23 protein-coding genes are annotated in these 26757 nt (G+C 72.1%); 10 read left to right on the forward strand and 13 right to left on the reverse strand.

Features of this window, described 5'->3' with window-relative positions; translation table 11 throughout:
• Positions 1-19: 19 nt before the first annotated feature.
• Complete coding sequence (locus NYF13_RS31280; RefSeq protein WP_315661532.1) at positions 20-454, reverse strand: DUF3052 domain-containing protein; 435 nt, start codon at positions 452-454, stop codon at positions 20-22.
• Between the two features lie 419 nt (positions 455-873).
• On the opposite strand from NYF13_RS31280, the gene aceE reads away from it, so the two are divergent.
• Both aceE and NYF13_RS31290 read left to right on the forward strand, forming a co-directional pair.
• Complete coding sequence (aceE, locus tag NYF13_RS31285; protein ID WP_315661533.1) at positions 874-3669, forward strand: pyruvate dehydrogenase (acetyl-transferring), homodimeric type; 2796 nt, start codon at positions 874-876, stop codon at positions 3667-3669.
• A gap of 143 nt (positions 3670-3812) precedes the next feature.
• Positions 3813-5024, forward strand: coding sequence for an alpha-hydroxy acid oxidase (locus NYF13_RS31290; protein ID WP_315661534.1), 1212 nt, complete (start codon positions 3813-3815; stop codon positions 5022-5024).
• Between the two features lie 39 nt (positions 5025-5063).
• Here NYF13_RS31290 and NYF13_RS31295 read toward each other — a convergent pair whose 3' ends face one another.
• The 4 genes from NYF13_RS31295 to NYF13_RS31310 form a co-directional block, all read right to left on the reverse strand.
• A complete protein-coding gene (locus NYF13_RS31295; protein WP_315661535.1) occupies positions 5064-5705 on the reverse strand; it encodes a nicotinamide mononucleotide transporter family protein in 642 nt (213 codons plus the stop codon).
• A gap of 451 nt (positions 5706-6156) precedes the next feature.
• Positions 6157-7224, reverse strand: coding sequence for a mechanosensitive ion channel family protein (locus NYF13_RS36840; protein WP_396287776.1), 1068 nt, complete (start codon positions 7222-7224; stop codon positions 6157-6159).
• A gap of 612 nt (positions 7225-7836) precedes the next feature.
• Positions 7837-9051 (reverse strand): ABC transporter permease, encoded by a 1215-nt coding sequence (locus tag NYF13_RS31305; protein WP_315661536.1) that lies wholly within the window; start codon positions 9049-9051, stop codon positions 7837-7839.
• Positions 9048-9971, reverse strand: a complete 924-nt coding sequence (locus tag NYF13_RS31310) for an ATP-binding cassette domain-containing protein (RefSeq protein ID WP_315661537.1) — start codon at positions 9969-9971, stop codon at positions 9048-9050. The genes NYF13_RS31305 and NYF13_RS31310 overlap by 4 nt, the downstream gene beginning before the upstream one ends.
• Positions 9972-10131: 160 nt before the next feature.
• Here NYF13_RS31310 and NYF13_RS31315 point away from each other — a divergent pair, with 160 nt between their 5' ends.
• The 5 genes from NYF13_RS31315 to NYF13_RS31335 all read left to right on the forward strand — a co-directional run bounded on the left by NYF13_RS31315 (position 10132) and on the right by NYF13_RS31335 (position 15079).
• Entirely contained in the window at positions 10132-11346 is a 1215-nt protein-coding gene (locus NYF13_RS31315; RefSeq protein ID WP_315661538.1) for a helix-turn-helix domain-containing protein, read from the forward strand.
• 199 nt (positions 11347-11545) lie between these two features.
• Positions 11546-12469 (forward strand): ACP S-malonyltransferase, encoded by a 924-nt coding sequence (locus tag NYF13_RS31320; RefSeq protein ID WP_315661539.1) that lies wholly within the window; start codon positions 11546-11548, stop codon positions 12467-12469.
• Complete coding sequence (locus NYF13_RS31325) at positions 12466-13449, forward strand: beta-ketoacyl-ACP synthase 3 (protein ID WP_315661540.1); 984 nt, start codon at positions 12466-12468, stop codon at positions 13447-13449. Before NYF13_RS31320 ends, NYF13_RS31325 begins: the two co-directional genes overlap by 4 nt.
• A gap of 73 nt (positions 13450-13522) precedes the next feature.
• Positions 13523-13768, forward strand: coding sequence for an acyl carrier protein (locus tag NYF13_RS31330; protein ID WP_315661541.1), 246 nt, complete (start codon positions 13523-13525; stop codon positions 13766-13768).
• Between the two features lie 60 nt (positions 13769-13828).
• Positions 13829-15079: a beta-ketoacyl-[acyl-carrier-protein] synthase family protein gene (locus tag NYF13_RS31335; protein ID WP_315661542.1), complete on the forward strand. Its 1251-nt coding sequence runs from the start codon at positions 13829-13831 to the stop codon at positions 15077-15079.
• A gap of 75 nt (positions 15080-15154) precedes the next feature.
• On the opposite strand, the gene NYF13_RS31340 is transcribed toward NYF13_RS31335, so the two are convergent.
• Positions 15155-15754 (reverse strand): hypothetical protein, encoded by a 600-nt coding sequence (locus NYF13_RS31340; RefSeq protein ID WP_315661543.1) that lies wholly within the window; start codon positions 15752-15754, stop codon positions 15155-15157.
• A 42-nt stretch (positions 15755-15796) separates the two neighbouring features.
• Positions 15797-16300, reverse strand: coding sequence for a DUF3145 domain-containing protein (locus NYF13_RS31345; RefSeq protein WP_315661544.1), 504 nt, complete (start codon positions 16298-16300; stop codon positions 15797-15799).
• 290 nt (positions 16301-16590) lie between these two features.
• Here NYF13_RS31345 and NYF13_RS31350 point away from each other — a divergent pair, with 290 nt between their 5' ends.
• Entirely contained in the window at positions 16591-18909 is a 2319-nt protein-coding gene (locus tag NYF13_RS31350; protein WP_315661545.1) for a hypothetical protein, read from the forward strand.
• A gap of 3 nt (positions 18910-18912) precedes the next feature.
• Here the strand turns inward: NYF13_RS31350 and NYF13_RS31355 are convergent, their stop codons facing one another.
• Positions 18913-20310, reverse strand: coding sequence for an NAD(P)/FAD-dependent oxidoreductase (locus tag NYF13_RS31355; protein ID WP_315661546.1), 1398 nt, complete (start codon positions 20308-20310; stop codon positions 18913-18915).
• Positions 20311-20455: 145 nt separating this feature from the next.
• Here NYF13_RS31355 and NYF13_RS31360 point away from each other — a divergent pair, with 145 nt between their 5' ends.
• On the forward strand, positions 20456-21133 hold the full coding sequence (locus NYF13_RS31360) for an Lsr2 family protein (protein WP_315661547.1): 678 nt from the start codon (positions 20456-20458) through the stop codon (positions 21131-21133).
• Positions 21134-21224: 91 nt separating this feature from the next.
• On the opposite strand, the gene NYF13_RS31365 is transcribed toward NYF13_RS31360, so the two are convergent.
• From NYF13_RS31365 to NYF13_RS31385, 5 genes are all read right to left on the reverse strand, one after another.
• Complete coding sequence (locus tag NYF13_RS31365; RefSeq protein WP_315661548.1) at positions 21225-21956, reverse strand: lipoate--protein ligase family protein; 732 nt, start codon at positions 21954-21956, stop codon at positions 21225-21227.
• Between the two features lie 13 nt (positions 21957-21969).
• Positions 21970-23361, reverse strand: a complete 1392-nt coding sequence (locus NYF13_RS31370; RefSeq protein ID WP_315661549.1) for an NAD(P)(+) transhydrogenase (Re/Si-specific) subunit beta — start codon at positions 23359-23361, stop codon at positions 21970-21972.
• Positions 23358-23666 (reverse strand): NAD(P) transhydrogenase subunit alpha, encoded by a 309-nt coding sequence (locus NYF13_RS31375; protein ID WP_315661550.1) that lies wholly within the window; start codon positions 23664-23666, stop codon positions 23358-23360. The genes NYF13_RS31370 and NYF13_RS31375 overlap by 4 nt, the downstream gene beginning before the upstream one ends.
• The gene (locus tag NYF13_RS31380) at positions 23663-24769 is read right to left on the reverse strand and encodes a Re/Si-specific NAD(P)(+) transhydrogenase subunit alpha (RefSeq protein WP_315661551.1); all 1107 of its coding nucleotides are present in this window, start codon (positions 24767-24769) and stop codon (positions 23663-23665) included. The genes NYF13_RS31375 and NYF13_RS31380 overlap by 4 nt, the downstream gene beginning before the upstream one ends.
• Before the next feature lie 114 nt (positions 24770-24883).
• Positions 24884-25558: a TetR family transcriptional regulator gene (locus tag NYF13_RS31385; protein ID WP_396287778.1), complete on the reverse strand. Its 675-nt coding sequence runs from the start codon at positions 25556-25558 to the stop codon at positions 24884-24886.
• Positions 25559-25651: 93 nt separating this feature from the next.
• Here NYF13_RS31385 and NYF13_RS31390 point away from each other — a divergent pair, with 93 nt between their 5' ends.
• Positions 25652-26740, forward strand: a complete 1089-nt coding sequence (locus tag NYF13_RS31390; protein WP_315661553.1) for a ferredoxin reductase — start codon at positions 25652-25654, stop codon at positions 26738-26740.
• The last annotated feature ends 17 nt before the right edge of the window (positions 26741-26757 follow it).

The following is a 26757-nucleotide window of genomic DNA, read 5'->3' on the forward strand; positions in this document are numbered from 1 at the left end:
CAGCGGCGCAGGCCCGGGCTCAGCGCTGTCTGGCCTTCGAGGACTTCGGCGACACCAGCCTCGTGCCGACCCAGTCGGCGCTCACGCTGATGTTGGCCGTCTGCGCCAGGCCGACCTGCGGTACGGCCTCGGCGATCTCGCTCGGCTCGACGTGCCCGGGCTGACCCGTCTTCGGAGTGAGCACCCAGATCACGCCGTTCTCGTCCAGCGGAGTCCTGACCTCGATGAGGGTGTCGCCCAGGTCGCCGTCGTCTTCGCGCCACCAGAGCAGCACGACCTCGACGACGTCGTCGGCGTCCTCGTCCAGGAGCTCACCACCGATCTCCTCTTCGATGGCGGCACGAACGTCTTCATCGACGTCCTCGTCCCAGCCGATCTCCTGGACCACCATGTCCGGCTTGATGCCAAGCCTCTCGGCGACGCTGGCGTTGCCGGCGTCTCCCGCGGCGACCACTGCTTCCACTCCTCCAACTACGACGGAGCGTGGCGTTCGGCCGGCCCTTCGGACCGGGACGGACCGCCACACTCGGGGTACACGGTTGTCATAGCGAACACTGGCGCGGCGCTGCGCGCAACCGTCCACACCGGATCTTCGACAACTCGTGTCGCAGCGCAGGGGCTCCCGGGGCCGTCGCGCGACCCCGGGACGGGTGTCCGAGACCAGTGTCCCACGACCGCTCCGGGCGGTGCCGGAAACCTCTCCCCTAGGCTGGGGGAGAAAAACGCGCGCGCGTTACACCGCGCACGGGGAGTGGCGCAGCCGGGTCACCCCTTGTTACCGCCCAGTAGTGGTGACGGGGGCGGGCCGGGGGCGACGACGGGTGAGCGGCGAACACTCCCACCCGAGAGCACAACCAGCTACAAGGAGACCCCTTGGCCCCGCAGAACGACGGCGCCTCCGGCAAGGAGACCCCGGCACGCGTACGCGTCATCCGTGACGGACTGGCGGCGCACCTGCCCGACATCGACACCGACGAGACGGCCGAGTGGCTGGACTCCTTCGACGAGGCGCTGGCCAGGGGTGGCCAGCAGCGGGCGCGGTACCTGATGCTGCGCCTCCTGGAGCGCGCGCGCGAGCGCAACGTCGGCGTGCCCGCCCTGACCTCCACGGACTACGTCAACACCATCCCCACGGAGAACGAGCCGTGGTTCCCCGGCGACGAGGAGCTCGAGCGCCGCTACCGCGCCTACATCCGCTGGAACGCGGCCATCATGGTGCACCGCGCGCAGCGGCCGGGCGTCGGCGTCGGCGGGCACATCTCGACCTACGCCTCGTCCGCGGCGCTGTACGAAGTGGGCTTCAACCACTTCTTCCGCGGCAAGGACCACTCGGGCGGCGGCGACCACGTCTACATCCAGGGCCACGCCTCACCGGGCATCTACGCCCGGGCGTTCCTGGAGGGCCGCCTGTCCGAGCAGCAGCTCGACGGCTTCCGCCAGGAGTACTCGCACGCCGGCGAGGGCGGCGGCCTGCCCTCGTACCCGCACCCGCGGCTGATGCCGGAGTTCTGGGAGAACCCGACGGTGTCCATGGGCCTCGGCCCGATGAACGCCATCTACCAGGCCCGGTTCAACCGCTACCTGCGCGACCGCGGCATCAAGGACACCAGCGACCAGCACGTCTGGGCGTTCCTCGGCGACGGCGAGATGGACGAGCCGGAGTCGCGCGGGCTGATCCACGTGGCCGCGGGCGAGGGCCTGGACAACCTGACCTTCGTGATCAACTGCAACCTGCAGCGGCTCGACGGCCCGGTGCGCGGCAACGGCAAGATCATCCAGGAGCTCGAGGCCTACTTCCGGGGCGCGGGCTGGAACGTGATCAAGGTCATCTGGGGTCGCGAGTGGGACTCGCTCCTGCACGCCGACCGCGACGGCGCGCTGGTCAACCTGATGAACACCACGCCGGACGGCGACTTCCAGACCTACAAGGCCAACGACGGCGCGTTCGTCCGCGAGCACTTCTTCGGCCGCGACCCGCGGGCGAAGGAGCTGGTCAGCGACCTGTCCGATGCCGACGTCTGGAACCTCAAGCGCGGCGGCCACGACTACCGCAAGGTGTACGCGGCCTACAAGGCGGCCATGGAGCACAACGGCCAGCCGACGGTGATCCTGGCGCACACCATCAAGGGCTACGGCCTCGGCCCGTCGTTCGAGGGCCGCAACGCCACGCACCAGATGAAGAAGCTCACACTCGACGACCTCAAGCTGTTCCGCGACTCCCAGCGGATCCCGATCAGCGACGAGGAGCTCGAGCGCGACCCGAAGCTGCCGCCGTACTACCACCCGGGCGCGAACTCGCCGGAGATCGAGTACATGGTCGGGCGCCGCAAGACGCTCGGCGGCTTCCTGCCCGAGCGCCGGCCGAAGGCGGCCAAGGCCCTGGTGCTGCCCGGCGACAAGGTCTACGAAGGCGTCCGCAAGGGCTCGGGCAAGCAGGAGGTCGCCACCACCATGGCGTTCGTCCGGCTGGTCCGCGAGCTGGCCAAGGACTCCGAGATCGGCAAGCGGATCGTGCCGATCATCCCGGACGAGGCCCGCACCTTCGGCCTCGACTCGATGTTCCCGACGGCCAAGATCTACAACCCGCACGGCCAGACCTACACCTCGGTCGACGCGAGCCTGATGCTGGCCTACAAGGAGTCCGAGAAGGGCCAGCTGCTCCACGAGGGCATCAACGAGGCCGGCTCGACCGCGTCGTTCACCGCGGTGGGCACCTCCTACGCCACCCACGGCGAGCCGATGATCCCGATCTACATCTTCTACTCGATGTTCGGGTTCCAGCGCACCGGTGACGGGCTGTACGCGGCGGCGGACCAGATGGCCCGCGGCTTCGTGCTCGGCGCCACGGCGGGCCGCACCACGCTGACCGGGGAGGGCCTGCAGCACGCCGACGGGCACTCGCTGCTGCTGGCGGCGACCAACCCGGCGGTGGTGGCCTACGACGCCGCGTACTCCTACGAGATCGCGCACATCGTCAAGGACGGCCTGCGCCGGATGTACGGCGAGACCGGCCCGGACGGCAACGGTGAGAACGTCTTCTACTACATGACGATCTACAACGAGCCGTACCAGCAGCCCGCCGAGCCGGCGGACCTCGACGTGGACGGTCTGCTCAAGGGCCTCTACAAGTACGCCGACGCCCCGTCCGGCGACGGCCCGGAGGCCCAGATCCTGGTTTCCGGCGTCACCATGCCGGACGCGCTGCGGGCCCAGCGGATGCTGGCCGAGGAATGGGGCGTGCGGGCGGCGGTGTGGTCGGCGACCTCGTGGACCGAGCTGCGCCGCGAAGCCGTGGCGATCGACCACGACAACCTGCTCTACCCGGGCGACGCCCCGCGGGTGCCGTACGTGACCGAGGTGCTTTCGGGCGCGAACGGCCCGATCGTGGCGGTGTCGGACTGGATGCGCGCGGTGCCGGACCTGATCCGCCCGTGGGTGCCCACCGACATGCTCACGCTCGGCACGGACGGGTTCGGCTTCTCCGACACCCGCCCGGCGGCGCGGCGCAAGTTCCTGGTCGACGCCCAGTCGATCGTGGTCGGCGCGCTGACCGCGCTGGCCAAGCGCGGCGAGGTCGAGCAGGACAAGGTGATCGAGGCGGCGCGCAAGTACCGCATCGACGACGTGTCGGCCGCGGGTCCGCAGACCTCGGACTCGGGCAGCGCGTAACCGGGACGCCTCGCTCTGGGGCCCTCCGGGACGCACCGTGCCCGGAGGGCCCCTTGGTCTTCGTGGGGTCTTCACGGCCTTCGCGGCGGCGGCTAGGGTAGAGGTCGGATGTATTTCGGATGCGTGAGGAAGGGTGATCGAACGTGACCCAGCGTCGCCTGCCGCGGCCGAGCGAACTGAAGCAGATCCTGCGGCCCAAGCCGATCGTGCTCAACCCGACCGACCGGCGGCTGGCCGGCGCCCACACCATCGCCGACCTGCGGACGATCGCGCGCCGGCGCACCCCGCGCGCCGCGTTCGACTACACCGACGGCGCGGCCGAGCTGGAGGACAGCCTCCGCCGGGCCCGCCAGACCTACCGGCGGGTGGAATTCCACCCCCACGTGCTGCGTGGCGTGTCCGATGTGGACACGAGCACGGAGATCCTCGGCCGCCGCTCGGAGCTGCCGTTCGCCTTCGCGCCCACCGGGTTCACCCGGATGATGCAGCACGAGGGCGAGCGCGCGGTGGCCAGGGTGGCCCAGCGCAACGGCCTCCCGGTGAGCCTGTCCACCATGGGCACCACCTCGATCGAAGACCTCGCCGAGGCCGCGCCGGACGCACGCCGGTGGTTCCAGCTCTACGTCTGGAACGACCACGGCGCGGGTGAAGATCTGATGAATCGGGCCTGGGAGAACGGGTACGACACCCTGCTGCTGACCGTCGACACCCCGGTGGCCGGCGCCCGCCTGCGCGACGTCCGCAACGGGCTGACCATCCCGCCGGCGCTGACGCTCAAGACCTTCGCCAACGGTGCGATGCACCCCGCGTGGTGGATCAACCTGCTCACCACCGAGCCGCTGACCTTCGCCTCGCTCACCCACTTCGGCGGCACCGTGGCCGAGCTGCTGGACATCCTGTTCGACCCCACGCTCGACTTCGACGACCTCGACTGGGTGCGCCGCACCTGGCCGGGCCGGCTGGTGGTCAAGGGCGTGCAGAACGTCGACGACGCCCATGCCGTGGTGGAGCACGGGGCCGACGCGGTGGTGCTGTCCAACCACGGCGGCCGTCAGCTCGACCGCGCGCCGACGCCGATCGAGCTGCTGCCCGCCGTGCTCGACCGGCTCCAGGGCCGTGCCGAGGTCTGGGTCGACACCGGCATCCTCTCCGGCGGCGACATCGTGGCCGCGCTCGCCCGCGGCGCGGACGCCGTGCTGATCGGCCGCGCGTTCCTGTACGGGCTGATGGCCGGCGGCGAGCGCGGGGTGCAGCGGTGCGTCGACATCCTGCGCACTGAACTGGTCCGGACCATGCAGTTGCTCGGGGTCCGGCGGATCCAGGACCTCGAACCTTCGCACGCCACCCTGCGCTGAACCCCTGATGAGCGGCGAGGCCGGTCGGTGCCGTCCTGCTCACGAACCCTTGGCGGTGGCCGTGACCGACGGCCGGGACACGCTCTTGGCCGTGCGGTTCCAGCTCCACCAGCCGTGCACGACCAGCGCGGCGAACACGACGTAGATGGCCGCGGAGAAGTACAGCCCGGACGAGATCTGCAACGGCACGCCGATCGCGTCGACCACCAGCCAGACCAGCCAGAACTCCACCAGCCCGGCGCCCTGCGCACCGAAGGCCACCAGCGTGCCGACGAAGATGGCGGCGTCGGGCCACGGGGCCCACGACGCGTTCAGCGCCTGCAGCGCGAGCGCCATGACCACGGTGCCGGCCGCGAAACCGCCGAGCATCGCCGCCCGCTCGGCCCAGCGGCCCTTGCGCACGACGACGCCGTAGACCGGATCGCTGCGCCGGTTCCAGGCCCACCAGCCGTAGAGCGAGATGGCGAGGATGGCGATCTGGCGGCCGGCCAGTCCGCCGAGGTGCGCGGAGAGGTAGACGGAGAACAGCAGGACGGTCGCCCCGACCTGCACCGGCCAGGTCCACAGCGTGCGCCGTTCGGCCAGGAACACCACGGCCAGCGCGAACACCTGGCCCGCCAGCTCGGCGATCGAGATCCACTGGCCCAGCACGGTCACGCCGTGGTGCAGCAGGAACTCCACGGTCCCACCCCTTCCGCTCTACCGCTCCCAACATGCAGCACCGCGACCCCATTCCCCGGCCGATGTGAGGCGAGAGACATCCAGCCGGGTGGACGGCGAGGCGCGACAGCGACGTCGAGGGGCGCGGCCGGGTCGGGCGATGGGTCGCGGGCGTAGCTACGACGAGGTGGTTCGCGGGCGGCAAGCTACAGGCGGGAAACGCGGCAGACGGCGGGGCGGCCGGGCCGAGGCGGCGAAGGGGCCGGGCGGCCGGGGCGACGGTAGGCGGCGGTCAGCCGGGCGGAGCTGATGGGGGCGGCGGTCGGCGAGAAGCCAGCCGGGCGGAGCTGGTGGGGGCGGGGGTCGGCGAGAAGCCAGCCAGGCGGAGCCGATGGGGGCGCCGATGGGGCGCCGACGACTCGGCCGGGGTCCGGTGTCCCCTCGATGCACCGGACTCCGGCCGAGACGGGGCTCAGCGGTCGACGCGGCCGAACCCGGCGGGCGGGGTCGGGGTGTCGGGGGCGGACTGGTAGCCGTGGGTGGGCTGGGCCTGCGACGGCTGGGAGCCGGACGGCTGGCCCGGGGTGGGCTGGGCCGGGCTCGGAGCGGCGTGGGCCGGGGTCTGCTGACCCGGCATCTGCTGGGTGTGGGCGGGCTGGACCTGACCGCCGCCGTGCCCCTGGCCGCCCTGGATCTGACCGCCCTGAATCTGGCCGCTGTGGGTCTGGCCGCTGTGGGTCTGGCCGCTGTGGGTCTGGGCGCTCTGAGTCTGGGCGCCGGAGGTCTGACCGGTCTGGGCCTGCGACGGCTGGAGCTGGCCGCTCGTCCCGTGACCGCCCTGGGGCTGGCCACCGACCTGCTGGCGGCCCGGGGTGTTGCCGAGCTGGCCTTGGAGGCCGGCGAGCCAGCCGCCCCAGCGGTCCTGGGCCGGCTTGATCAGGCCGCCGCCGAAGCCGACCACGATGACGCCGCCGATGGTGGCCAGCACGGCGATCAGCACCGGGCCGGTCACCGCCGTCGCGATGTTGACCTGGCCCAGCGCGGCGATGATGCCGAACGCCATGATGAGCCAGTAGGCGACGGTGCCGAGCAGGCGGCCCGCGGGCCGCGCCGCCAGCGCGGAGGTGACCACGTCACGCACCACCTTGGCGATGGCCGCGGCCACCACGATCAGCACCAGCGCCACCAGGATCCGCGGCAGGAACGCGATGATCTCGTTCAGCAGCTGGCTGACCGGGTTCGACGCGCCGAACACGCCGAACGCCAGCTGCAGCGCGATCAGCAGAATGAAGTAGTAGACGAGCTTGACCAGGATGCCGGTGGCGTCCACATTCGCCTGCTTCATCATTCCGGTCAGCCCGGTCTTCTCGATCAGGCGCGAGAATCCGAGCTTTCCGAGCACCAGTCCCAGTGCTTTGGACACAGCTTTCGCGATCAGCCAGCCGATGAACAGGATGATCAGAAATCCGACGAGTTTCGGGACGAACGTGGCCACCAGATTCCAAGCCTGTCCGAGTCCGTCCTTCAATTGCTCACCCACGCGGGCTCCCTTCACCGTGGTCGGCATCGAATCCGGCGGCGTCCGCTGTGCACCGGTTCGCTGACCAGGTACCCAGCCGGAGAACGTGCTGTGCACCACGATCGAGTGAGACGACTGGCGCGAGAAGATCAAAGGCGGCCATACTTGTCCTACCGGTGGGGACCGGGGAGACGAGGCCGTCCGGCGCAGCGTAAACCGCAAGCGTCGGGCGGCCTCGAGCATTTCCACCGGTTATGTCAGCGAGTACGCGACCGGTCGCCCTGCGAATACGCTTCGGGTTTCCCCGGGCGACGTGACTTGTTCATCAGGCTGGGTCCGGCGCCTTTGTCCACACTCGCGGCCAAGCCTGACCAAGCGGCACAGTTCACCGCCCGGGCGAGCGGAGCAGAGGCCCGCGGCCATCCGGCGCAATCGTCGCCGTCCCGGCGGCAGTCCGCGTTTCACCCGGCACCGCGCAAACCGCGCCGGCTCCATTCTCCGCGACTCGCCAGTAACCAACTCGTCAGTAACAAACTCGCCCCGAAACACGAGTGTGGCCACGAACGCCCTCGGGCGTCCGTGGCCACTCGCACTTCGCGCGACGCCGAGCCACTGGGCCGGCGCCGCAACCGATCAGGCGGCGCCGATCGCGTCCCGCAGCTTCACCTTCGCGCCGGTGCGCATCACGGCGTTGCGGTAGATCCGCGCGGCCAGCCAGATCAGCGCCGGGATCAGCAGCACCACCAGCCCCACCGACAACACCGCCTCCCAGACCGGCACCCCGCCCATGGCCAGCCGCATCGGCATCAGCGTCGGGGCGAAGACCGGGATCACCGAGAGGACCTCGGCCAGGGAGTTCGACGGGTCCGAGGGCAGCACCGAAATGCCGACCACGTAGCCGGCGACCACCAGCAGCAGGGCCGGCATCGTCGCGCCGCCGACGTCCTCCTGGCGGGAGACCAGCGCGCCGAGCGCGGCGAAGACGATCGAGTACATGAAGAAGCCCAGCAGGTACCAGACGACCAGCCACACCACGGTGCCGATCGCGGCCGAGAGCGAGATGGTCAGCACCCCCAGGCCCAGGCCCGCGGCCAGGCCGACCACCCCGATCGCCACCATCTGGATCAGCCCCACGGTGCCGATGCCGAGCACCTTGCCCGCCATCAGCTGCCAGGGCTTGATCGTGGACAGCAGCAGCTCGACCACCCGCGAGGTCTTCTCCTCGACCACGCCCTGCGCCACGCTCTGGCCGTTCAGCATCAGCGAGAGGTAGATGAGGATGCCGGCGATGATGCCGAGGATCAGCTGCTGGCCGTCGTAGTCGTACGGCTGCTGCAGCGGCGGCAGCTCGTCGATCGAAGCGCTGTCGACGGCGGCGCCGATCTTCGCCGGGTCGCCACCGAGGCCGCGGATCTGCTCGTTGAGGGCGATCTGGCCGGCCAGCACGGTCAGCACGTTCTTCAGCGCCGGTTCGAGCTGCTTGTTCACCTGGACGTGCACCCGCTGCGCGTCCTGGACCAGCAGCGCGTCGATCGAGCCGTCCTTCAGCTTCGCCTGGCCGGCCTGCGGATCGGCCACCGGCTGGGTGGCGATGGCCTGGCCGACCGTCTTGCCCGTGGCGACCAGCGGGGCCGCGAGCGGGGCCGCGGCGGGCACGAAGCCCACGGTCGAGTCGGCGCCGCCGCCCCCGCCGACCAGCTTCATCACCACCGTGACGGCGACGATCAGGATCAGCATGACCAGGGTGCTGATGCGGTAGGCCTTCGACCTGACCCGCGTGCCGATCTCGCGCGAGGCCACCAGGCCGACCGCCGAGAGCGGGCTCATCCGGACATCGGGCTCGCTCATGCCGCGGCCTCCTCGGTGTGGTGCTCGCTCACGACGGAGCGGAACAGGTCGGTCAGCGAAGGCAGCTTCCGGGAGAACTCGTGCACCGGGCCGGTGGTCAGGGCCGCGCGCAGCACGGCCTGGTCGTCCCCGCCCTCGCCCAGCTCGACCTCGGTCACCGAGCCCTCACGCCCGAGCACGGTCACCCCGGGTAGCCCGGCAGCCCACCCTTCGGGGGCCTGCGGCGCATCGACCAGCAGCCGGACCGCGCCGCCGGAGCGCAGCTCGGCCACGGTGCCCGAGGCCACCATCTGTCCACTCCGGACGATCCCGATCCGGTCGCACAGCCGCTCCACCAGGTCGAGCTGGTGGCTGGAGAACACCACGGGCACGCCGGTGGCCGCCTTCTCCCGCAGCACCGCGCTCATCACGTCCACCGCGACCGGGTCCAGCCCGGAGAACGGCTCGTCGAGCACCAGGATCCGGGGCTCGTGCACCAGCGCGGCCGCGAGCTGCACGCGCTGCTGGTTGCCGAGGCTCAGGGCCTGCACCTCGTCGTCGCGGCGGCCGGCGACGCCGAGCCGCTCGGTCCAGCGCTCGGTGGAGGCCTTCGCGTCCGAAGCCGACATCCCGTGCAGCCGGGCCAGGTAGGTCAGCTGCTCGCCGACCTTCATCTTCGGGTACAGACCTCGCTCTTCGGGCATGTACCCGATGTGGCGGCGGGTCTCGTGGTTCACCGGCACCCCGGCGTAGCGCACCTGCCCGGCGTCGGCGCTGAGCACGCCGAGGGCGATGCGCATGGTGGTGGTCTTGCCGGCCCCGTTGCTGCCGACGAAGCCGAACAGCTCCCCCGGCCGCACTTCGAAGGTCATCTTTTCCAGCGCCACCACGGTGCCGTAGCGCTTGGAGATCGCGTCGATCTCCAGTCCGGGCTCAGGCATGGCCCCAGTCCCCCTTGCCGTTCGACTCGGTGACGGCTGTCACCTTGAGTGATCGTAGAGAGGGGTCGTCGCCGGTTCCTAGCACCTGGTGTTGCGTGTCCGCCACCGGAAGTTGCTGGTGGGGTCGCCGAGGGGCCGTCCCCGTAGGATCGGGGCCGAGATGGCTGAAACGAGTTCCGGACGCCGGGTGCCCAAGCACCACGGGCTGTCCGCCAAGACCCTGCGCGAGCTGGAGCACGCTTCCGGGCGCCTCGCCAGCGCGAGCGTCGCGGTGATGGAGCAGCGGCTGGTCTGGTACTCGCGGCTGCCCGCCGACCAGCGCGCGAGCGTCCTGCTGATCACCCAGGCCGGCGCGGCCGGGTTCGTCGACTGGCTGCGCGATGCGAAGGAGGCGCTGAAGCTCACCACGGAGGCCTTCCGCGACGCGCCCGCCGAGCTTTCGCGCTGGATCAGCCTGCGCCAGGCCGTCGGCATGGTGCGGCTGGCCATCGAGGTGTTCGAGGAGCAGCTTCCGGACTTCGCCGCGAACGAGTCCGAGCGCGCGGCCCTGATCGAGGGGATCCTGCGCTACGGCCGGGAAATCGCCTTCGCCGCGGCTAATTCCTACGCTGCCGCCGCGGAGGCGCGGGGCGCGTGGGACGCCCGGCTGGAGGCGCTGGTCGTCGACGGCATCGTCCGCGGCGACGCCGAGGAGGCCGTGCTCTCCCGCGCCGCCGCGCTCGGCTGGGACCCGGCCTCGGCCGCGACCGTGCTCGTGGGCAACCCGCCGTCGGAGGACCCGCCGACCGTGGTGTTCGAGGTCCGCAGCCGCGCCGCGCGGGTCGGCCGCCCGGTGCTGCTCTCGGTGCAGGGCTCACGACTGGTGATCGTGATCGGCGGCCCCACCGACGGCGGGACGAAAGAGCGGGAAATCCTCTCCCGGATGTCCGCGGTGTTCGCCGACGGGCCGGTGGTGGCCGGTCCGACCGTGCCGTCGCTGGCCGAAGCCCACCACAGTGCGGCCGAGGCGCTGTCCGGGCTGCGCGCGGTGCTCGGCTGGCCCGGGGCCCCGCGTCCGGTCCGGTCCGAAGACCTGCTGCCCGAGCGCGCCCTGTCCGGCGACCCGGAGGCCGAGCGGCTGCTGGTGGACCTCGTCGCCCGCCCGCTCGAGGAGGCGGGGCCGGCGCTGCAGCGCACCGTGGAGGCCTATCTCGAGACCGGCGGCGTGCTGGAACGCTGCGCGCAGGCGCTGTTCGTCCACCCCAACACCGTGCGCTACCGGCTGCGCAAGGCGGCCGAGCTGACCGGCCGCAACCCGACCGAGCCGCGGGACGCCCTGGTGCTGAGGATCGCCCTGACCGTCGGCCGGCTCGCGCGCAGCCGCGGGCTCTGGTGATCCCGGCCCGGTCGCGCCGAGGCGGAGGGTGAACCGCCCGTGACCGACTTCACGGCAAGCAATGATTGAATCCCACAAGGCTTGTGGGTTAAGGGCGAAGTTTGACGGCGGCGCGTTGGAGGTTTCCTCCAATTACACCGGTCGTACTTGGTGACCGCCCGCATCCGGCCGGGAAGGCTCTCCGTGGTGTCATAGAAAGGTGACAGTCGCAGTCCTCTCTCCCGGCCAAGGTTCCCAGGCCCCCGGCATGCTCACCCCGTGGCTCGAGCTCGACGGCGCCCGCGCGCGCGTCGAGGAGTGGTCCGCCGGGGCCGGGCTCGACCTGCTCCGGCTCGGCACGCAGGCCGAGGCCGAGGAGATCCAGGACACCGCCGTCGCGCAGCCGCTGATCGTGGCCCTTTCGCTGCTCTCGTTCGAGCACCTGCAGCAGGCCGCCCCGGTGCCGCCGGACGCGCCGGTGGCCGGGCACTCCGTCGGCGAGCTGGCCGCGGCCGCGATCGCCGGGGTGCTCACCTCGGCCGAAGCGGTGGCGCTGGCCGCCCTGCGCGGCGCCGAGATGGCGAAGGCCTGCGCGCTGGAGCCCACGTCGATGGCCGCCGTGATGCTCGGCGACCCCGAGCAGGTCGTGGCGTGGCTCGAAGGACAGGGCCTGGCCGCGGCCAACCGGAACGGCGCGGGCCAGATCGTTGCGTCCGGCTCGGCCGAGGCGATCGCGCGGATCGTCGCCGAGCCGCTGGAGGGCACGAAGATCCGTGCGCTCAAGGTGGCCGGGGCCTTCCACACCGCCTTCATGGCGCCCGCCGAACAGGCGCTGCGCGAGCACGCCGCCGGCCTCAGCCCGGCCGACCCGAAGCGCCCGCTGCTGTCCAATGCCGACGGTCAGGTGGTCACCAGCGGCGCGGAGTACCTGGACCGGCTCGTCGCCCAGGTCACCCGGCCGGTGCGGTGGGACCTGACCATGGACGGCCTCGCCTCGCTCGGCGTCACCGGCACCGTCGAACTCGCGCCCGCGGGCACGCTGACCGGACTGGTCAAGCGGCAACTCAAGGGCGTCGTCACCACTATCACCGCGCTGAAGACGCCGGCCGAGCTGGCGAAGCTGCGCGAGGAGGACGCCCAGTGACCACCCGCCCCACCCTGCGCCTGACCACCGGCCCGAGCGGCACCCGGATCCTCGGCACCGGCAGCCACCAGCCGGACCGGGTCGTCACCAACGACGACCTGTCGCAGCTCATGGACACCAGCGACCAGTGGATCCGCGACCGCGTCGGCATCGTCGAGCGCCGGTTCGCGGAGAAGGACGAGCTGCTGGTCGACTTCGCCGTCGCCGCCGGCTCGGCCGCGCTGGCCGACGCCGGGGTCGAGCCGTCCGAAGTGGACACGCTGATCCTGCCGAACTGCACCATGCCCACCCAGATCCCGAACGCGGCCGCGCAGGTCGCCGCCCGGATCGGCATCCCCGGCCCCGGCGCGTTCGACCTCAACGCCGCCTGCGCGGGCTTCTGCTACGGCCTGGGCCTGGCCTCGGACCTGGTCCGCGGCGGCTCGGCCAAGAAGGTGCTGGTGATCGGGGCGGAGAAGCTGACCGATTCGGTCGACCCGCTCGACCGCGCGAACGCGATCATCTTCGCCGACGGCGCAGGCGCCGCGGTGGTCGGCGGGGCCGACGAGCCGGGCATCGGCCCGGTGGTCTGGGGCAGCGCCGGCGACCTGGCCGGGCTGATCTACATGCGCGACGACCGCTACATCTACCAGGAGGGCCAGTCGGTCTTCCGGTGGGCGACCACCCAGATCGCACCGATCGCCATGCGCGCGCTGGAGGTCGCGGGCCTGCAGCCGTCCGATGTGGACGTGCTCATCCCGCACCAGGCCAACCTGCGCATCGTCGAGTCGATCGCGAAGAAGCTGCGGTCCGCGGGCGCCCGGGACGAGATGGTCGTGGCCGACGACATCAAGTACTCCGGCAACACCTCGTCGGCCTCGGTCCCGCTGGCGCTGGACCACATGCGCAAGGCGGGCACCGCGAAGTCCGGCGACGTCGTGCTGGCGGTCGGGTTCGGCGCCGGGCTTTCCTATGCCGGGCAGGCTTTCATCTGCCCCTGAGTGGATACTTTCCCCGCGGGCACCGGGCCCGCGGGCACCATCGAAGAGAAGAACCGAGAAGGGAACAACCCCCATGGCTGACAACGCTGAAATCCTCGCCGGCCTCGCCGAGATCGTCGAAGAGGTGGCCGGTGTGGCTCAGGACGACGTCACCGCCGAGAAGTCGTTCGTGGACGACCTGGACATCGACTCGCTGTCGATGGTCGAGATCGCCGTGCAGGCCGAGGACAAGTTCGGCGTCAAGATCCCGGACGACGAGCTGGCCAACCTCAAGACCGTCGGCGACGCGGTGAACTACGTCTCCGCCCACCAGAACTAAGTCCTCTGCGTACCCGGACCGGGAAGCTCCCCGGTCCGGAGCCGACCTTGGGGAGAACCCATGAGCAACAACGACGTCGTGATCACCGGTATGGGGGCCACCACCCCCCTCGGCGGGGACGTCGCGTCCACCTGGGACGGCCTGCTGGCCGGCCGCAGCGGCATCCGCGCGCTGACCGCCGACTGGGTCGAGGAGCTCGGCCTGCCCGTGAAGATCGGGGCGACGCTGGCCGTCGACCCGTCCGAGGTGCTGGCCCGGGTCCAGGCCCGGCGGCTGGACCGGTGCGAGCAGGTGGCCCTCATCGCCGCGCGGCAGGCCTGGGCCGATGCCGGCTTCACCGAGCAGACCGACGAGCACACCGACGTCGTGCCGGAGCGCCTCGGCGTTTCCATCGGCACCGGGGTCGGCGGTCCGGTGACGCTGCTCACCCAGAACGACCTGTTGCACCAGCAGGGTATCCGCAAGGTGTCCCCGCTCACCGTGCCGATGCTGATGCCCAACGGCCCGGCCGCGCACGTGAGCATCGACCTGAAGGCGCGGGCGGGCGTGCACTCGCCCGCCTCGGCCTGCGCCTCCGGGGCCGAGGGCATCGCCACCGGTTACGAGATGATCCGGTCCGGCCGGGCCGACGTCGTGGTCGCCGGCGGGGCCGAGGCGTGCATCCACCCGATCACGCTGGCCGGTTTCGCCCAGGCGCGCACGGTCTCGACCCGCAACGACGACCCGGCGGCCGCCTCCCGGCCGTTCGACGTCAGCCGCGACGGCTTCGTCCTCGGCGAGGGCTCGGGCGTCCTGGTGCTGGAGCGGGCCGACCGCGCCAAGGCCCGCGGCGCGCGGGTCTACGCGACGCTGGCCGGGTACGGGATCACCTCGGACGGGTACCACATCACCGGCAACCACCCGGACGGCATCGGCCAGATCGCGGCCATGCGCGCGGCGATGGAGATGGCGGGGCTCTCCCCGGCCGACATCGGGCACGTGAACGCGCACGCGACGTCCACTGTGGTCGGTGACCTCGGCGAGGCGGCCGCGATCCGCAGCGCCATCGGCGACCACCCGGTGATCACCGCGCCGAAGGGCGCCCTCGGCCACCTCGTCGGCGGCGCCGGCGCGGTGGAGGGCATCGCCACGATCCTGTCGATGTACGAGGGCGTGGTGCCGGCGACGCTGAACCTCGGCGAGCTCGACCCGAAGGTCCAGCTCGACGTGGTGGCGGGTGAGAACCGCAAGGTCGAGCTCACCGCGGCGCTCAGCAACTCGTTCGGCTTCGGCGGCCACAACACCGCGCTGCTGTTCACCCCGGCGGCCTGACCGCCTCCTGTTACGCGAAGAGGGCCCTCCCCCAGGTGGGGAGGGCCCTCTTCGCCGTATGCGGGCGGCGCCGCTTCAGCAGTTCTCGCTCTCCGGAGAGCGGCCGGTGCTGTCCACGGCGTCGATCTTGTAGCCGCCGGCCTGGAAGACCATCGGCAGCACGAGCCGCCAGTGGATGCAGCCCTCCTTGAAGTTCTCCGGCGCGTCGTCGACCGATTGCGTGCTGGTGAACGCCAGCAGCACCCGCAGCGAGGTGTGCGCGGCGGGCTCGATCCGGTAGATCAGGATGCTGCCGTCCTTCGTGGACCGGTAGTCCTTCTTCCAGGAGTCTTCCGTGGGCTTCTGGCTGGCCCGCTCGGCGCTGACGGTGCTTCGCCACTTGCCGTAATCGCGGCTGTTGATCGAGTCGAAGTACGCCTGGATGACGGGGCGCACGGCATCGCCCTGCGGGTGGTGCGCGACGTCGTCGGTGACCTCGACCTTGCCGGGGCCCGGCTGGTCGTCGCGTTCCACCGAAGTGGCCGGGGCCACGGCGGCGGCGTCGGCGAGCTTCGCCTCCGGCCGCTGGTACAGCTCACGGGCCAGCAGGCCGCCGCCGACGGTGAGGGACAGCACCACCACCAGGACGGGCACCAGCCACCGCTGGCGGGACGGGGCGGGCGGTTGGGCGGTCACCCTGGAGAGGGTACTCACCCTTCCCCCGGCCTCAGCCGGGTGTCAGCCGACCTGGTGCAGCCACGTGACCGGGGCGCCGTCACCGGCGTGCCGGTACGGCTCCAGCGCCTCGTCCCAGCTCGCCGCGAGCAGCTCGTCCAGCTTGTGCGCCAAGGATTCCCCGCCCCTGGTCAGGCTGACCAGCGCGCGAAGCTGGTCTTCGCCCACCACGAGGTCGCCGTTGGCGCTGGTCCGCCCGTGCCACAGGCCGAGGCCGGGGGCGAAGCAGAAGCGTTCGCCGTCGACCCCGGCGCTGGGTTCTTCGGTGACCTCGAAGCGCAGCATCGGCCACGCCTTGAGCGCGGCGGCCAGCTTGCCACCGCTGCCGGCGGGCGCACGCCAGCCGCATTCGGCGCGGAGCTGTCCGGGACTGGCGGGCTGCGCCGTCCACTTCAGCTCGACTCGGGCACCCAGGGTGCCCGAAATGGCCCACTCGACGTGCGGGCAAACCGCAGACGGCGACGAGTGGACGTACACCACGCCTCGGGTGTTGCCACGGGTGCTCACTGCTGACCTCCGCTTGCTCGACGAGGGACGTCTTCCCCTACGACCTCTCGACCAGCGACGGGCTCGGTGTGCTTGCCGTGCCTCTCCCCGACTTGCTTCTTCCCGACTTTGCAGGACTGTGTAGCACATTCTGCACCCCAACCGTGCTGTTTGGCCACACGAACACCACAAGTCGCACGGGAACCCCCTTTAGGAGGGAGCCACGCCGACGCTTCCCCGTGTCGCGCCGTGTACACGGCCGGGCGCGCTAGCGTGGTGTCCCGGCAACGGTCGAGGTGAGGAGGGTTTCGGTGCGACTGGTCCGCCTCGGGCAACAGCCTTCACGCGTCGCCGAAGACGTGCGGGCCGCGCTGGCTTCACTCGGCCGCGGCAGCACTGTGATCGGCGGGGTCGCCCTGGTCGGCGCGCGCCCGGTCGGCGGGGACCGGGCCGTGGAAGCGGTGGTGGTGCTGCCGAGGGGCGTGCTCGTCGTGATCGGCGTGGACCTGCCCGACCCGGCGCTGCGCCTCGAAGCCCCCCTCGACGGCCCGTGGAAGGCCGACGGCTGGCCCCTGGTCCACGGCGACGACGCCGTCAACCCGGCCACCGAAGCCCTCGACCTGTCCCAGGAGTGCGAACGCCGGATCGCGGAACTGGCCCCCGGCACCGGCCCGGTCGGCACGGTCATCGCGGTCGGCCCCTACGTCGAAACCGTGGACCAGCCCCCCGCGGACCTGGCCGGCCCGGTCCGCGTCCTGCACCCCACCCCGACCACGATGCTCGCCGCGACGGTGTCCCTCGCCACGGCCCGCCGCCCGCGCTCGCTGGACCAGGCCCGCGCGCTGATCGCGGCTTTCGCCCCGGACGCCCCGCCGCTGCCGGACGAGGTGCTGCTGGGCGAGGGGTTCGTGCGCTTCACCGACGATTCGCCGGTGCCGGACGAGGATCGGGTGTCCTCTTTGGGCACTGGGGGCGCGCAAGGCACAGGAGGCACTGCGGGGACGAGCGCGGCCGGCACGACCGTCTCGGCGGGGGTAGGCACGGCGGTGACGGGCACGGCGGCGGCGCGGGCCGAAGCGGCCCCGTCCCCCGCCGCGGTTCCGGCGGATCAAGGCTCTGCTGGACGGTCCTCGGCAGCGGTGACCTCGGCGGGGACGGTCACCGCACCGGACTCGACCTCGATACCGGCCGTGGCGGCGGTCACAGCGGCCTCGGTCTCGGGCGCGGCGCAAGCCGCAGCCGCGGCTCCGGCCGGGACGACCGCCCCGGCTGCGGCGCAGGTCCCGGCTCCGGCGGCGGTTCCGACCCCTGCGGCCGCGGCGGGCTCGGGGGTGACTGCGGTGGCCCCGTCGACCGAATCGTCGTCCCTTCCGGACAGAACGGGCCCGCCGACGCCTCCGCGACGGTCGAAGATCATCTCGGTGCCGCCTCCCCCGCCGGTGTTCCCCACCGTCGCGCCGGTGCCGCACGTCGCCCCGCCGGCTGATCCGCCTTCCTCCGGGCCGTCCTTGCCCGGCCCGGCCTCCCCCGGCGACGCGGCGATGGGCCCGGCTTCCCCTGGCGGCCCTTCGCGGGACGACGCACCGGTCTTCCCCGGTGCGCATCCCCCGGCCGGGTCCACATCGACGGCGGAACCGGCCGAGCGCCCAGCTGCGTCTTCCCCCGCAGCCGGTGCGCCGAAGGCCGATCCATCGGACTCCGACGCCGACGGCCGGGCCGGCGAGCTGACGGAATCCATCGCCTCGCCGGTGCGTCCTGGCTCATCCGCCTCGGGCGGCGGGCCGGCGGTAGACGATGACGCTGGCACCGAGGTCATGGCGCCACCGCCTCGGACGCCCAAGCCCGGGCCGGGGCGGGCGGCCCCCCCTTCGAGCCACGGCCCCCGCCCGCCGCCCGCCACCCCCGCCACGGCGGTGGCGAGCGCGGCCCTGACTCCGGCCGCCACCCCACCCGCGGGTGCGGCACCGGTGCCGCCCTCCCCCGGCGAGCAGTCGCGGACCGTGCGGTGGCTGCCGTTCGGGGCGATCGGGCTGCTGGTCGTGCTGCTGGTCGCCGCGGTGGTCGTCGCGGCGGCGACCGGGGGCAGCGGCGGGCAGAGCGCGGCTCCGGCGGCGAGCGCCCCGCCGGTGGCGCCGAGGCCGGTTCCCTCCACCGCGCCGGTGTCCACCGCACCCGTGTCCACCGCGCCCGTGGCGCCCACCCTGACGTTCACCGCGCGTGACAGCAGCGGCGACCAGCGGTGCGCGTCACACGCGTTCGGGGACGTGCAGGCGAGCCTGCAGCAGACCAGTTGCGCCGGGGTCCAGCGCGCGAGTTACGCGGCCGAGGTCGACGGGCGGGCGGCCGCGGTGACCGTGGCCGTCGTCGCGTTCCCCGATACCGCGCAGGCCGCGCACTTCAAGGACGTGGCCGACACGCCCGGCAGCGGCGGCATCATCGACGTCGCCACCGAGACCGGCAAGTGGGCGGGGCCGGTCCCGCAGTTCGACGGGGCCGCCTACACCAGCAAGGTCGAGGGCAAGGGCGTGCGGCTGGTGCAGGCGGTCTGGCTGCCGGGACCGTCCACTCCGGACGATCCCGGCCTCGTCCGCGCCACGAAGGGCGCGCTCGACCTGGTGCTGCCGAGCTGAGCGTCAGAGCCCGTAGGACTCCAGCAGCCGCAGCCACACCTCGCTGATCGTGGGGAACGCGGGCACGGCGTGCCACAGCCGCTCCAGCGGCACCTCGCCGACCACGGCGATGGTCGCCGAGTGCAGCAGCTCGGCCACGTCCTGGCCGGCGAAGGTCACGCCGAGCACCACCGCGCGCTCGGTGTCCACGACCATCCGCGCCTTGCCCCGGTAACCGTCGGCGTGCAGTGACGAACCGGCCACGGCGATGTCGATGTCCACCACCCGGTCGGCCGAGCCCTCGCGCGCCTCGGTGAGCCCGACCGAAGTCACCTCCGGATCGGTGAACACCACCTGCGGCACGGCGTGGTGGTCGGCCGTGGCGCTGTACCGGCTCCACGGAGCGGTCGAGATCTGCTCGCCCCGGGCCCGGGCCGCGACGCTGTCGCCGACGACGCGCGCGGCGTACTTGCCCTGGTGCGTCAGCAGCGCACGGCCGGTGACGTCACCGGCCCCGTACAGCCAGCCACCGTCCACGGCGGACACCCGGCCGCTCTCGTCGACGGCGAGCGGGGCGTCGGTGGGCAGGCCCAGCCCGTCGAGGCCGAGGTCGCCGGTGGCCGGGGCGCGGCCGGTGGCGACCAGCAGCTCGTCGACCTCCACCTCCTCCCCGCCGGAGAGCTGGAGCGACACACCGCCGCCGTCCACAGCGGACACCTCGCGGAGGCCGGAGGATGCGTGCACGACCACCCCGTCGGCCCGCAGTCCTTCGAGCACCAGTTCACCGGCGAAATCCGGCAGCTTCGGCAGCGGGCGCTCACCGGTGATCACCAGGTGCACCTGCGCGCCGAGCCGCGCCCAGGCCTGCGCCATCTCCACACCGACCACCCCACCGCCGAGCACGCCGAGCCGGGCGGGCACCTCGGAGGCCGAGGTGGCTTCCCGCGAGCCCCACGGCCGGATCGTGTCGAGTCCGGGCACCGAAGGCGACCGGGGGACGCTGCCGGTGCAGACGATCACCGCGTGGCGGGCCGTGAGCACCCGGTCTTCGCCCACGGTCACCTCACGTTCGCCGGTGATCCGCCCGTGGCCGCGCACCGGCTCGATGCCCGCGCCGCGCGCCCAGTCGACCTGCCCGGTGTCGTCCCCCTTACCGGTGAACCAATCCCGCCGGGCCAGCACCCGGGCCGCGTCCAGCTCGCCGCCGACCACCACCCCCGGCACCCGCTTGGCCGCCGCGAGCAGGTTTCCCGGGCGCAGCAACGCCTTGCTCGGGATGCAGGCCCAGTAGGAGCACTCCCCGCCGAACCGTTCGTGCTCGACGAGCGCCACCTCGAGCCCGCCCTTGGCGGCGCGTTCGGCGGCCACCTCGCCGACCGGTCCGGCCCCGATCACCACGACGTCGAAAGTCTGTCCTGACATGGGTTCAGCGCACACCACCACGCGGCTTCGCGCAAGCCAGCGGCTATTCTCGTCAGACAGCTGCAAGAAACCGGCGGCACCGGGGGGAGCCGGGGCGTCGCCGTGCCGGTTGCACGCACTACCACGATCGAGCACGGGAGGCTTCATGGCCAGGAACACTGCTGTCCGCGTTCTGGACGACCTGACCGGCGGCCCAGCGGCCCAGACCGTCGGCTTCGGCCTCGACGGCGTCGACTACGAGATCGATCTCACCTCGACGAACGCGGCCGCGCTGCGCAAGCTCCTCGGCCGTTACGCCGACGCCGGACGCCGCACCGGCGGACGCAAGCAGCGCCCGCGTTTCGTGCCGGGCGCGAAGAAGCCGGCCACGGGGAAGCAGGCGGCGAAGTCGGTCGGCACGAAGAAGGTCGCGGGGACGAAGGCGGCTCCGGCCAGGGCGACGGCGACCAAATCTGCTGTGGCCAAATCTGCTGTGGCCAAGGCCACTACGGTGAAAACCACTACGACGAAAGCCACTGCGGCGAAGAGCGCTGCGGCGAAGGCCACTACAGCCAAGTCCGCCGCGACGAAGAGTGCTGCGTCTAAAGAGGCCGCGAAGGGACGTGCGGTAAAGGCGACTGCGAGGGCGGCCGCACCGAAGGCGGCGGCGAAGAAGCCGGCAGTCAAAAAGCCTGCAGTCAAGAACGCGACGGTCAAGAAGGCGGCACCGAAGACGGTCCCGGCCAAGGCAACCCCGGCTCCGAAGGCGACCGAGGGGAAGCCCGCCAAATCGCGTCGCGCGGTGGCGAAGGTTCCGGCCGTCACGTTCTCCGCGGGCGAGTGAACCGGGCCTGAGCCCGGCGACCGCGAGCGCGGCTCCTCGCCGAAGTCCGGAGTGGGTCCCAGGCGAGGGGCTTTCCCGCTCGGGCGGGAAATCAGGGCTGCCGCTGCCGCCCGTCGGCGTGCCAGGCGTCGTAGTGGTACCGGGTGTACAGCAGGGTCTGTTGCCGTTCCAGCTCCGCCGGGGAGGCCGCGCGGGGCTCGAGCGGGCCGAGCAGGGAAGCGGCTGCCGCCCGGACCACCGATTCCACCTCGCCCGCGCCGAAGGCCAGGCCGTGGTCGGCCAGGGACGCGACGGGGCTGCGGTGCGAGTCCAGCGGCTTCGGGTCCGGCGGCGGGCCGGTCAGATAGGCCCCGACGCGCGAGGGGTCCGTGTCCACCAGCAGCGTCGAATGGGCCAGCAAGCCGCCCTTCGCGCGGAAGACCGCGAAGCCGCAGAGCTTCCGCGTCCCCACGAACAGTCCGCGTTCGCCCAGGATCGGGGGCAGGCCCAGCTTTTCCACCGCCGCCGACATCACCCGGCCCAGCATCTCCAGCGGGCGGTCGGCCGGTCCGGGCAGGACCAGGGTGACGTTCAGGTTGCCCGGGTCGTGGAAGACCGTGCCGCCGCCACTGGCCCGGCGCAGCACCGGAACGCCGTCGCGGACGCAGTCCGGGACCCGCACCTCGCGCGCGGCCTTCTGACCGCGCCCGAGCACGACGCACACCGGGTTTCGCCACAGCCACAGCACCGGCGCCGGGGGACCGACCCGCAGCAACGCCTCGTCGAACGCCAGGTTCCCGGCCGGGTCGGCGAATTCCGCGCGTACGTCCGACCCGGCGTTCACGGCGTTCCCGGATTCACAGCGCTTTGAGCTCCTCCACGATCTCGCCCACCGAGGACTTGGCGTCCCCGAAGAGCATGCTGGTCTTGGCATCGTAGAACAGGTCGTTGTCGATGCCCGCGAAGCCCGAGCTCATCGAGCGCTTGAGCACGATCACCGAGCGGCTGTGGCTGACCTTCAGGATCGGCATGCCGTAGATCGGCGAGCCGGGGTCGGTCTCGGCGGCCGGGTTGATCACGTCGTTCGCGCCGATCACCAGCGCGACGTCGGTCTGGGCGAACTCGGAGTTGATCTCGTCCATCTCCTTGAGCTGCTCGTAGGGCACGTCGGCCTCGGCCAGCAGCACGTTCATGTGCCCCGGCATCCGCCCGGCCACCGGGTGGATCGCGTAGGCGACCTCGATTCCCTTGGTTTCCAGCAGCTTCGCCATCTCGCGCACGGTGTGCTGCGCCTGCGCCACGGCCATCCCGTACCCCGGCACCACGACCACCTTGCCCGCGTAGGCCATCTGGATCGCGGTGTCCGACGCGCTCGTGCTGCGCACCGGCCGGACCTCGCCCGAGCCCGGGCCGGAAGCGGTGGCCGCCGGGCCGCCGCCGAAGCCACCGGCCACGATCGCCGGGATCGACCGGTTCATCGCCTTGGCCATCAGGTTGGTCAGGATCGAGCCGGACGCGCCGACGATCATGCCCGCCACGATCAGCGCGGTGTTGGACAGCGCCAGGCCCATCGCGGCCGCGGACAGCCCGGTGCACGCGTTGAGCAGCGAGATCACCACCGGCATGTCGGCGCCGCCGATCGGCAGCACCGAGGTGACGCCGAGGACCGCGGCGGCCACCAGCAGGCCGATCATCAGGATCTGCGCGTCGCCGCCGGTCAGGATGACCACCGCGCAGGCCAGCGCGAGCACCAGCAGCAGCGCGTTCACCGGCTGCTGGAGCCGGCCGAGGGTGACCGGGCGGCCGGTGAGCACCTCCTGCAGCTTGCCGAACGCGATGATCGAGCCCCAGAAGGAGATCGAGCCGATCAGCGCGGCGAAGAGCGAGGCGATCGCGACGTAGAGCGGCTCGTGGGCGTAGGCGTCGGTGCTGCGGAATTCGACCCACGCGATCAGGGCCACCGCACCGCCGCCGACGCCGTTGAACAGGGCCACCATCTGCGGCATCGCGGTCATCTTGACCTTGCGCGCGGACGGCACGCCGACCAGCGCGCCGATCGCGACGCCGAGGACGATCAGCAGCCAGTTGCCCATGCCGGGGGTGAGCAGGGTCGCGACCACCGCGATGCCCATGCCGGCGGCGGCGATCCAGTTGCCGCGCACCGCCGTGCGCGGTCCGGTGAGGCCCATCAGCCCGTAGATGAACAGGGCGAACGCGATGATGTAGAGGATGGCGATGAGGTCGGTCACTTCTCGTCCTCCTCGCCGGGCGCGGGCTTCTTGGCCTTGAACATCGCCAGCATCCGGTCGGTGACCAGGAAGCCGCCGACCACGTTGATCGTGCCGAAGGCGATGGCGATCACCAGCAGGACCTTGTTGAGCACCCCGTCGACGCCCAGCCCGAGCACGACCAGACCGCCCAGCAGCACGATGCCGTGGATGGCGTTGGTGCCCGACATCAGCGGGGTGTGCAGGGTGTTCGGCACCTTCGAGATCACCGTGAAGCCCACGAACCCCGCGAGCACCAGCACGGCCAGGTTCTCCACCAGCGTCATGACGCGCTCCCTTCGCGCCCGGCCACACTGGCCCCGGCGACCACCTCGTCGGAGAAGTCGAGCTTCAGCTCCCCGCCGGTGGTGACCAGCAGTTCGAGCAGTTCGGTGACGTTGCGGGCGTACAGCTCGCTGGCGTGGGCCGGCATCCCGGCCGGGAGGTTGAGCGGGGCGCTGACGAGGACGTCGTGCTCGACGACGTCCTCACCGGGCCGGCTCAGCTCGCAGTTGCCGCCGCTCTCCCCGGCCAGGTCGAGCACCACGCCGCCGGCCGGCATGCCCTTCACCGCGTCGGCGGTGACCAGGGTCGGCGCCCGGCGGCCGGGTACCAGCGCGGTGGTGATCACCACGTCGAACTTCGTGATCGCCTCGGTCAGCCGCCGCTGCTGCTCGGCGCGCTCCGGCCCGGTCAGCTCGCGGGCGTAACCGCCTTCGCCGACGGCCTCGATGCCCAGGTCGAGGAACTTCGCACCGATCGAGCGCACCTGCTCGCCCACCTCGGGCCGCACGTCGTAGCCGGTGGTCTGCGCGCCGAGCCGCTTGGCCGTGGCCAGCGCCTGGAGCCCGGCCACGCCGGCGCCGAGCACCAGCACCTTGGCCGGGGGCACGGTGCCGGCCGCGGTGGTCAGCATCGGGAAGAACCGGGTGAACTTCTCCGCCGCGAGCAGCACCGCGCGGTAGCCGGAAACACTGCTCTGCGAGGACAGCGCGTCCATCGCCTGGGCCCGCGAAATCCGGGGGACGGCCTCCATCGCGAACGCGCGCACCCCGGCGCGCTCCAGCGCGGCCACCCCCTCGGGAGCGCCGCGGGGGTCGAGGAATCCGATCAGGACGGTGCCCGGCTTCAGCTGGCCGACCTCGGTTTCCGAGGGGGGCGCGACCTTCAGCACGACCTCGGCCGCCCAGGCGTCGCCGAGCTCGCCGCCGGCCCGCACGTACGCGTCGTCCGCCAGCTGGGCCCCGGCGCCGGCGCCGGGCTCGACCACCACCCGCAGACCGCGCCGGGCCAGCCGGTCGACCAGCTTCGGCACCATCGCCACCCGGCGTTCGCCGGGCCGCGACTCCGCGACCACCCCGACCGTCAGCCGGCTCTCGCTCTCCGCCACGCGACCTCCTCGACCTTGAGGATCTCGATCTCCGCGATTTCTACCACGTGCGGAGGACGGTCCGTAGCCGCTTGAGGCGCATTTCGGGTGGGCAGACGGGTGAGGCGGCCCGGTTCACGCGGACGGGCGCCAGTGCGGCACCCCGAGCAGGATCAGCCGCAACCGCATCTGGGCGACGGCGACGGTGCGGGCGTCCGCCTCCGCGTCGCCGGGGCGGGCCTCCAGCAGGTCGACCACCGTGGCCAGCATCGCCGTGACGATCAGATCGGCCAGCACGTACAGGTCTTCGGCCGGCCACTGCCGCAGGGGGCCGAACCGGGCGAGGTCGATGGCCAGCTCGCTGGAGAACAGCTTCAGCTCGACGGCGATGGCCCGCGCCACCGGGCCGGTGCCGCTGTAGCGCTCGCGGGTGAGGAACCGGAAGTGGTCCTCCCGGGCGCGCACGTGCTCGTAGAGCGTGCGCACCGAGACCTCGATCATCCGCCCGTAGCTGTCCCGGTCGGTGCGGGCGGAGCGGATCATCGCGCGCAGCGTGCGCGTGGCCTCCTCCACCAGCGCCACGCCCAGCTCCTCCATCGAGGCGAAGTGGCGGTAGAACGCCGTGGGCACGATGCCCGCGCGCTTGGCCACCTCACGCAGGGAGAGGCTGGCGAAGCCGCGGTCGGCCAGCAACTCCAGCGCGGCGTCGAGCAGCGCCTGGCGGGTCCGCCGCTTGCGCTCCGGCCTGGACACCGGCTCTTCGAATCCCGCCACGTCCGGCAGCGTACTGACGGTTGCACCATGGCCCACGTCACATCACCTCGCTCTCGCGTTGACAGCACACCCGTCCGTGCCCCCACACTGGTGAGTGTACAGATGTGCACTCAAATTTCTGGAGGCGTGATGGCCGCACTGCTCCCCCGCCGGGTCCGCAGCCTCGCCTCGCTCGCCGAGGCACTGCTCACCCCCCACGGCGTGGACCGCTACCTGGAACTGCTCGACCCGATGCTGGTCCGCCGCGAGATCCGCGGCCGGGTCACCGCGGTCCGGCGGCAGACGCCGGACACGGTCACTTTCACCGTCCGGCCCAGCCGGGCCTGGCGGGGCTTCAGCGCCGGCCAGTACGTGCGGCTGACCGTGGAGATCGACGGCGTGCGGCGCACCCGCTGCTACTCGCCGTGCGGGCCGCAGGGCGGCGACCTCGAGTTCACCGTGAAGGCCGACCCGCAGGGCCTGGTCTCGCGCCACCTGCGGGACACGACCCGGGTCGGCACGGTCTTCGGGCTTTCCCAGCCGGACGGCGAATTCACCCTGCCGACCCCGAGGCCGGAGCAGATCCTCCTGGTCAGCGGCGGCAGCGGGGTGACGCCGGTGCTGGCCATGCTGCGCACGCTCGTCGCCGAGGGCCACCGGGGCGAAATCGTCTTCCTGCACTACTCCAACAGCGCGGCCGACGTGCTCCACCGCGAGGAGCTGGACGCGCTCGCGGCCGAGCACCCGGGCCTGCGCGTGGTGCACGCGCACACCCACAGCCGCCGCGGCGGCGACCTGCACGGCTTCTTCGCCGAAGAGCACCTGGCCGAGGCCGCGCCCTGGTACCGCGAAGCCCAGACCTACCTCTGCGGGCCGAAACCGCTGATGGACTCGGTCCGCGAGCAGTTCGCCGCCGAGGGACTGGGTGAACGGTTGCACACCGAAGAGTTCACCGCGCCGCCGTTGACCTTCGACACGGCGGCGGCCGAGGGCCGGGTGCGCTTCGCCCGCAGCGGGCGCGAGTGCGACAACTCGGGCAAGCCGCTGCTGGAGCAGGCCGAGGACGCGGGCCTGTCCCCGGAGCACGGCTGCCGGATGGGCATCTGCTTCTCCTGCACCCAGGTCAAGACCGCCGGGCGCGTGCGCAACGCCCGCACCGGCGAGATCTCCGGCGAAGACGACGAAGAGATCCAGCTCTGCATCAGCGTCCCCGTCGGGGACGTCGAGATCAACGCCTGACCGGGCCCGCCCCGGTC

The sequence above is a fragment of the Amycolatopsis sp. PS_44_ISF1 genome (assembly GCF_032335455.1).
In the GTDB taxonomy this organism is placed as follows: domain Bacteria; phylum Actinomycetota; class Actinomycetes; order Mycobacteriales; family Pseudonocardiaceae; genus Amycolatopsis.

Bases quoted from the DNA above. Each gene is read 5' to 3' on its own strand.
- NYF13_RS31305 (WP_315661536.1), bottom strand. From the start codon at position 9,051: ATGAGCGAGCCCGATGTCCGGATGAGCCCGCTCTCGGCGGTCGGCCTG.
- NYF13_RS31310 (WP_315661537.1), bottom strand. From the start codon at position 9,971: ATGCCTGAGCCCGGACTGGAGATCGACGCGATCTCCAAGCGCTACGGC.
- NYF13_RS31315 (WP_315661538.1), top strand. From the start codon at position 10,132: ATGGCTGAAACGAGTTCCGGACGCCGGGTGCCCAAGCACCACGGGCTG.
- NYF13_RS31330 (WP_315661541.1), top strand. From the start codon at position 13,523: ATGGCTGACAACGCTGAAATCCTCGCCGGCCTCGCCGAGATCGTCGAA.
- NYF13_RS31335 (WP_315661542.1), top strand. From the start codon at position 13,829: ATGAGCAACAACGACGTCGTGATCACCGGTATGGGGGCCACCACCCCC.
- NYF13_RS31355 (WP_315661546.1), bottom strand. From the start codon at position 20,310: ATGTCAGGACAGACTTTCGACGTCGTGGTGATCGGGGCCGGACCGGTC.
- NYF13_RS31360 (WP_315661547.1), top strand. From the start codon at position 20,456: ATGGCCAGGAACACTGCTGTCCGCGTTCTGGACGACCTGACCGGCGGC.
- NYF13_RS31375 (WP_315661550.1), bottom strand. From the start codon at position 23,666: ATGACGCTGGTGGAGAACCTGGCCGTGCTGGTGCTCGCGGGGTTCGTG.
- NYF13_RS31390 (WP_315661553.1), top strand. From the start codon at position 25,652: ATGGCCGCACTGCTCCCCCGCCGGGTCCGCAGCCTCGCCTCGCTCGCC.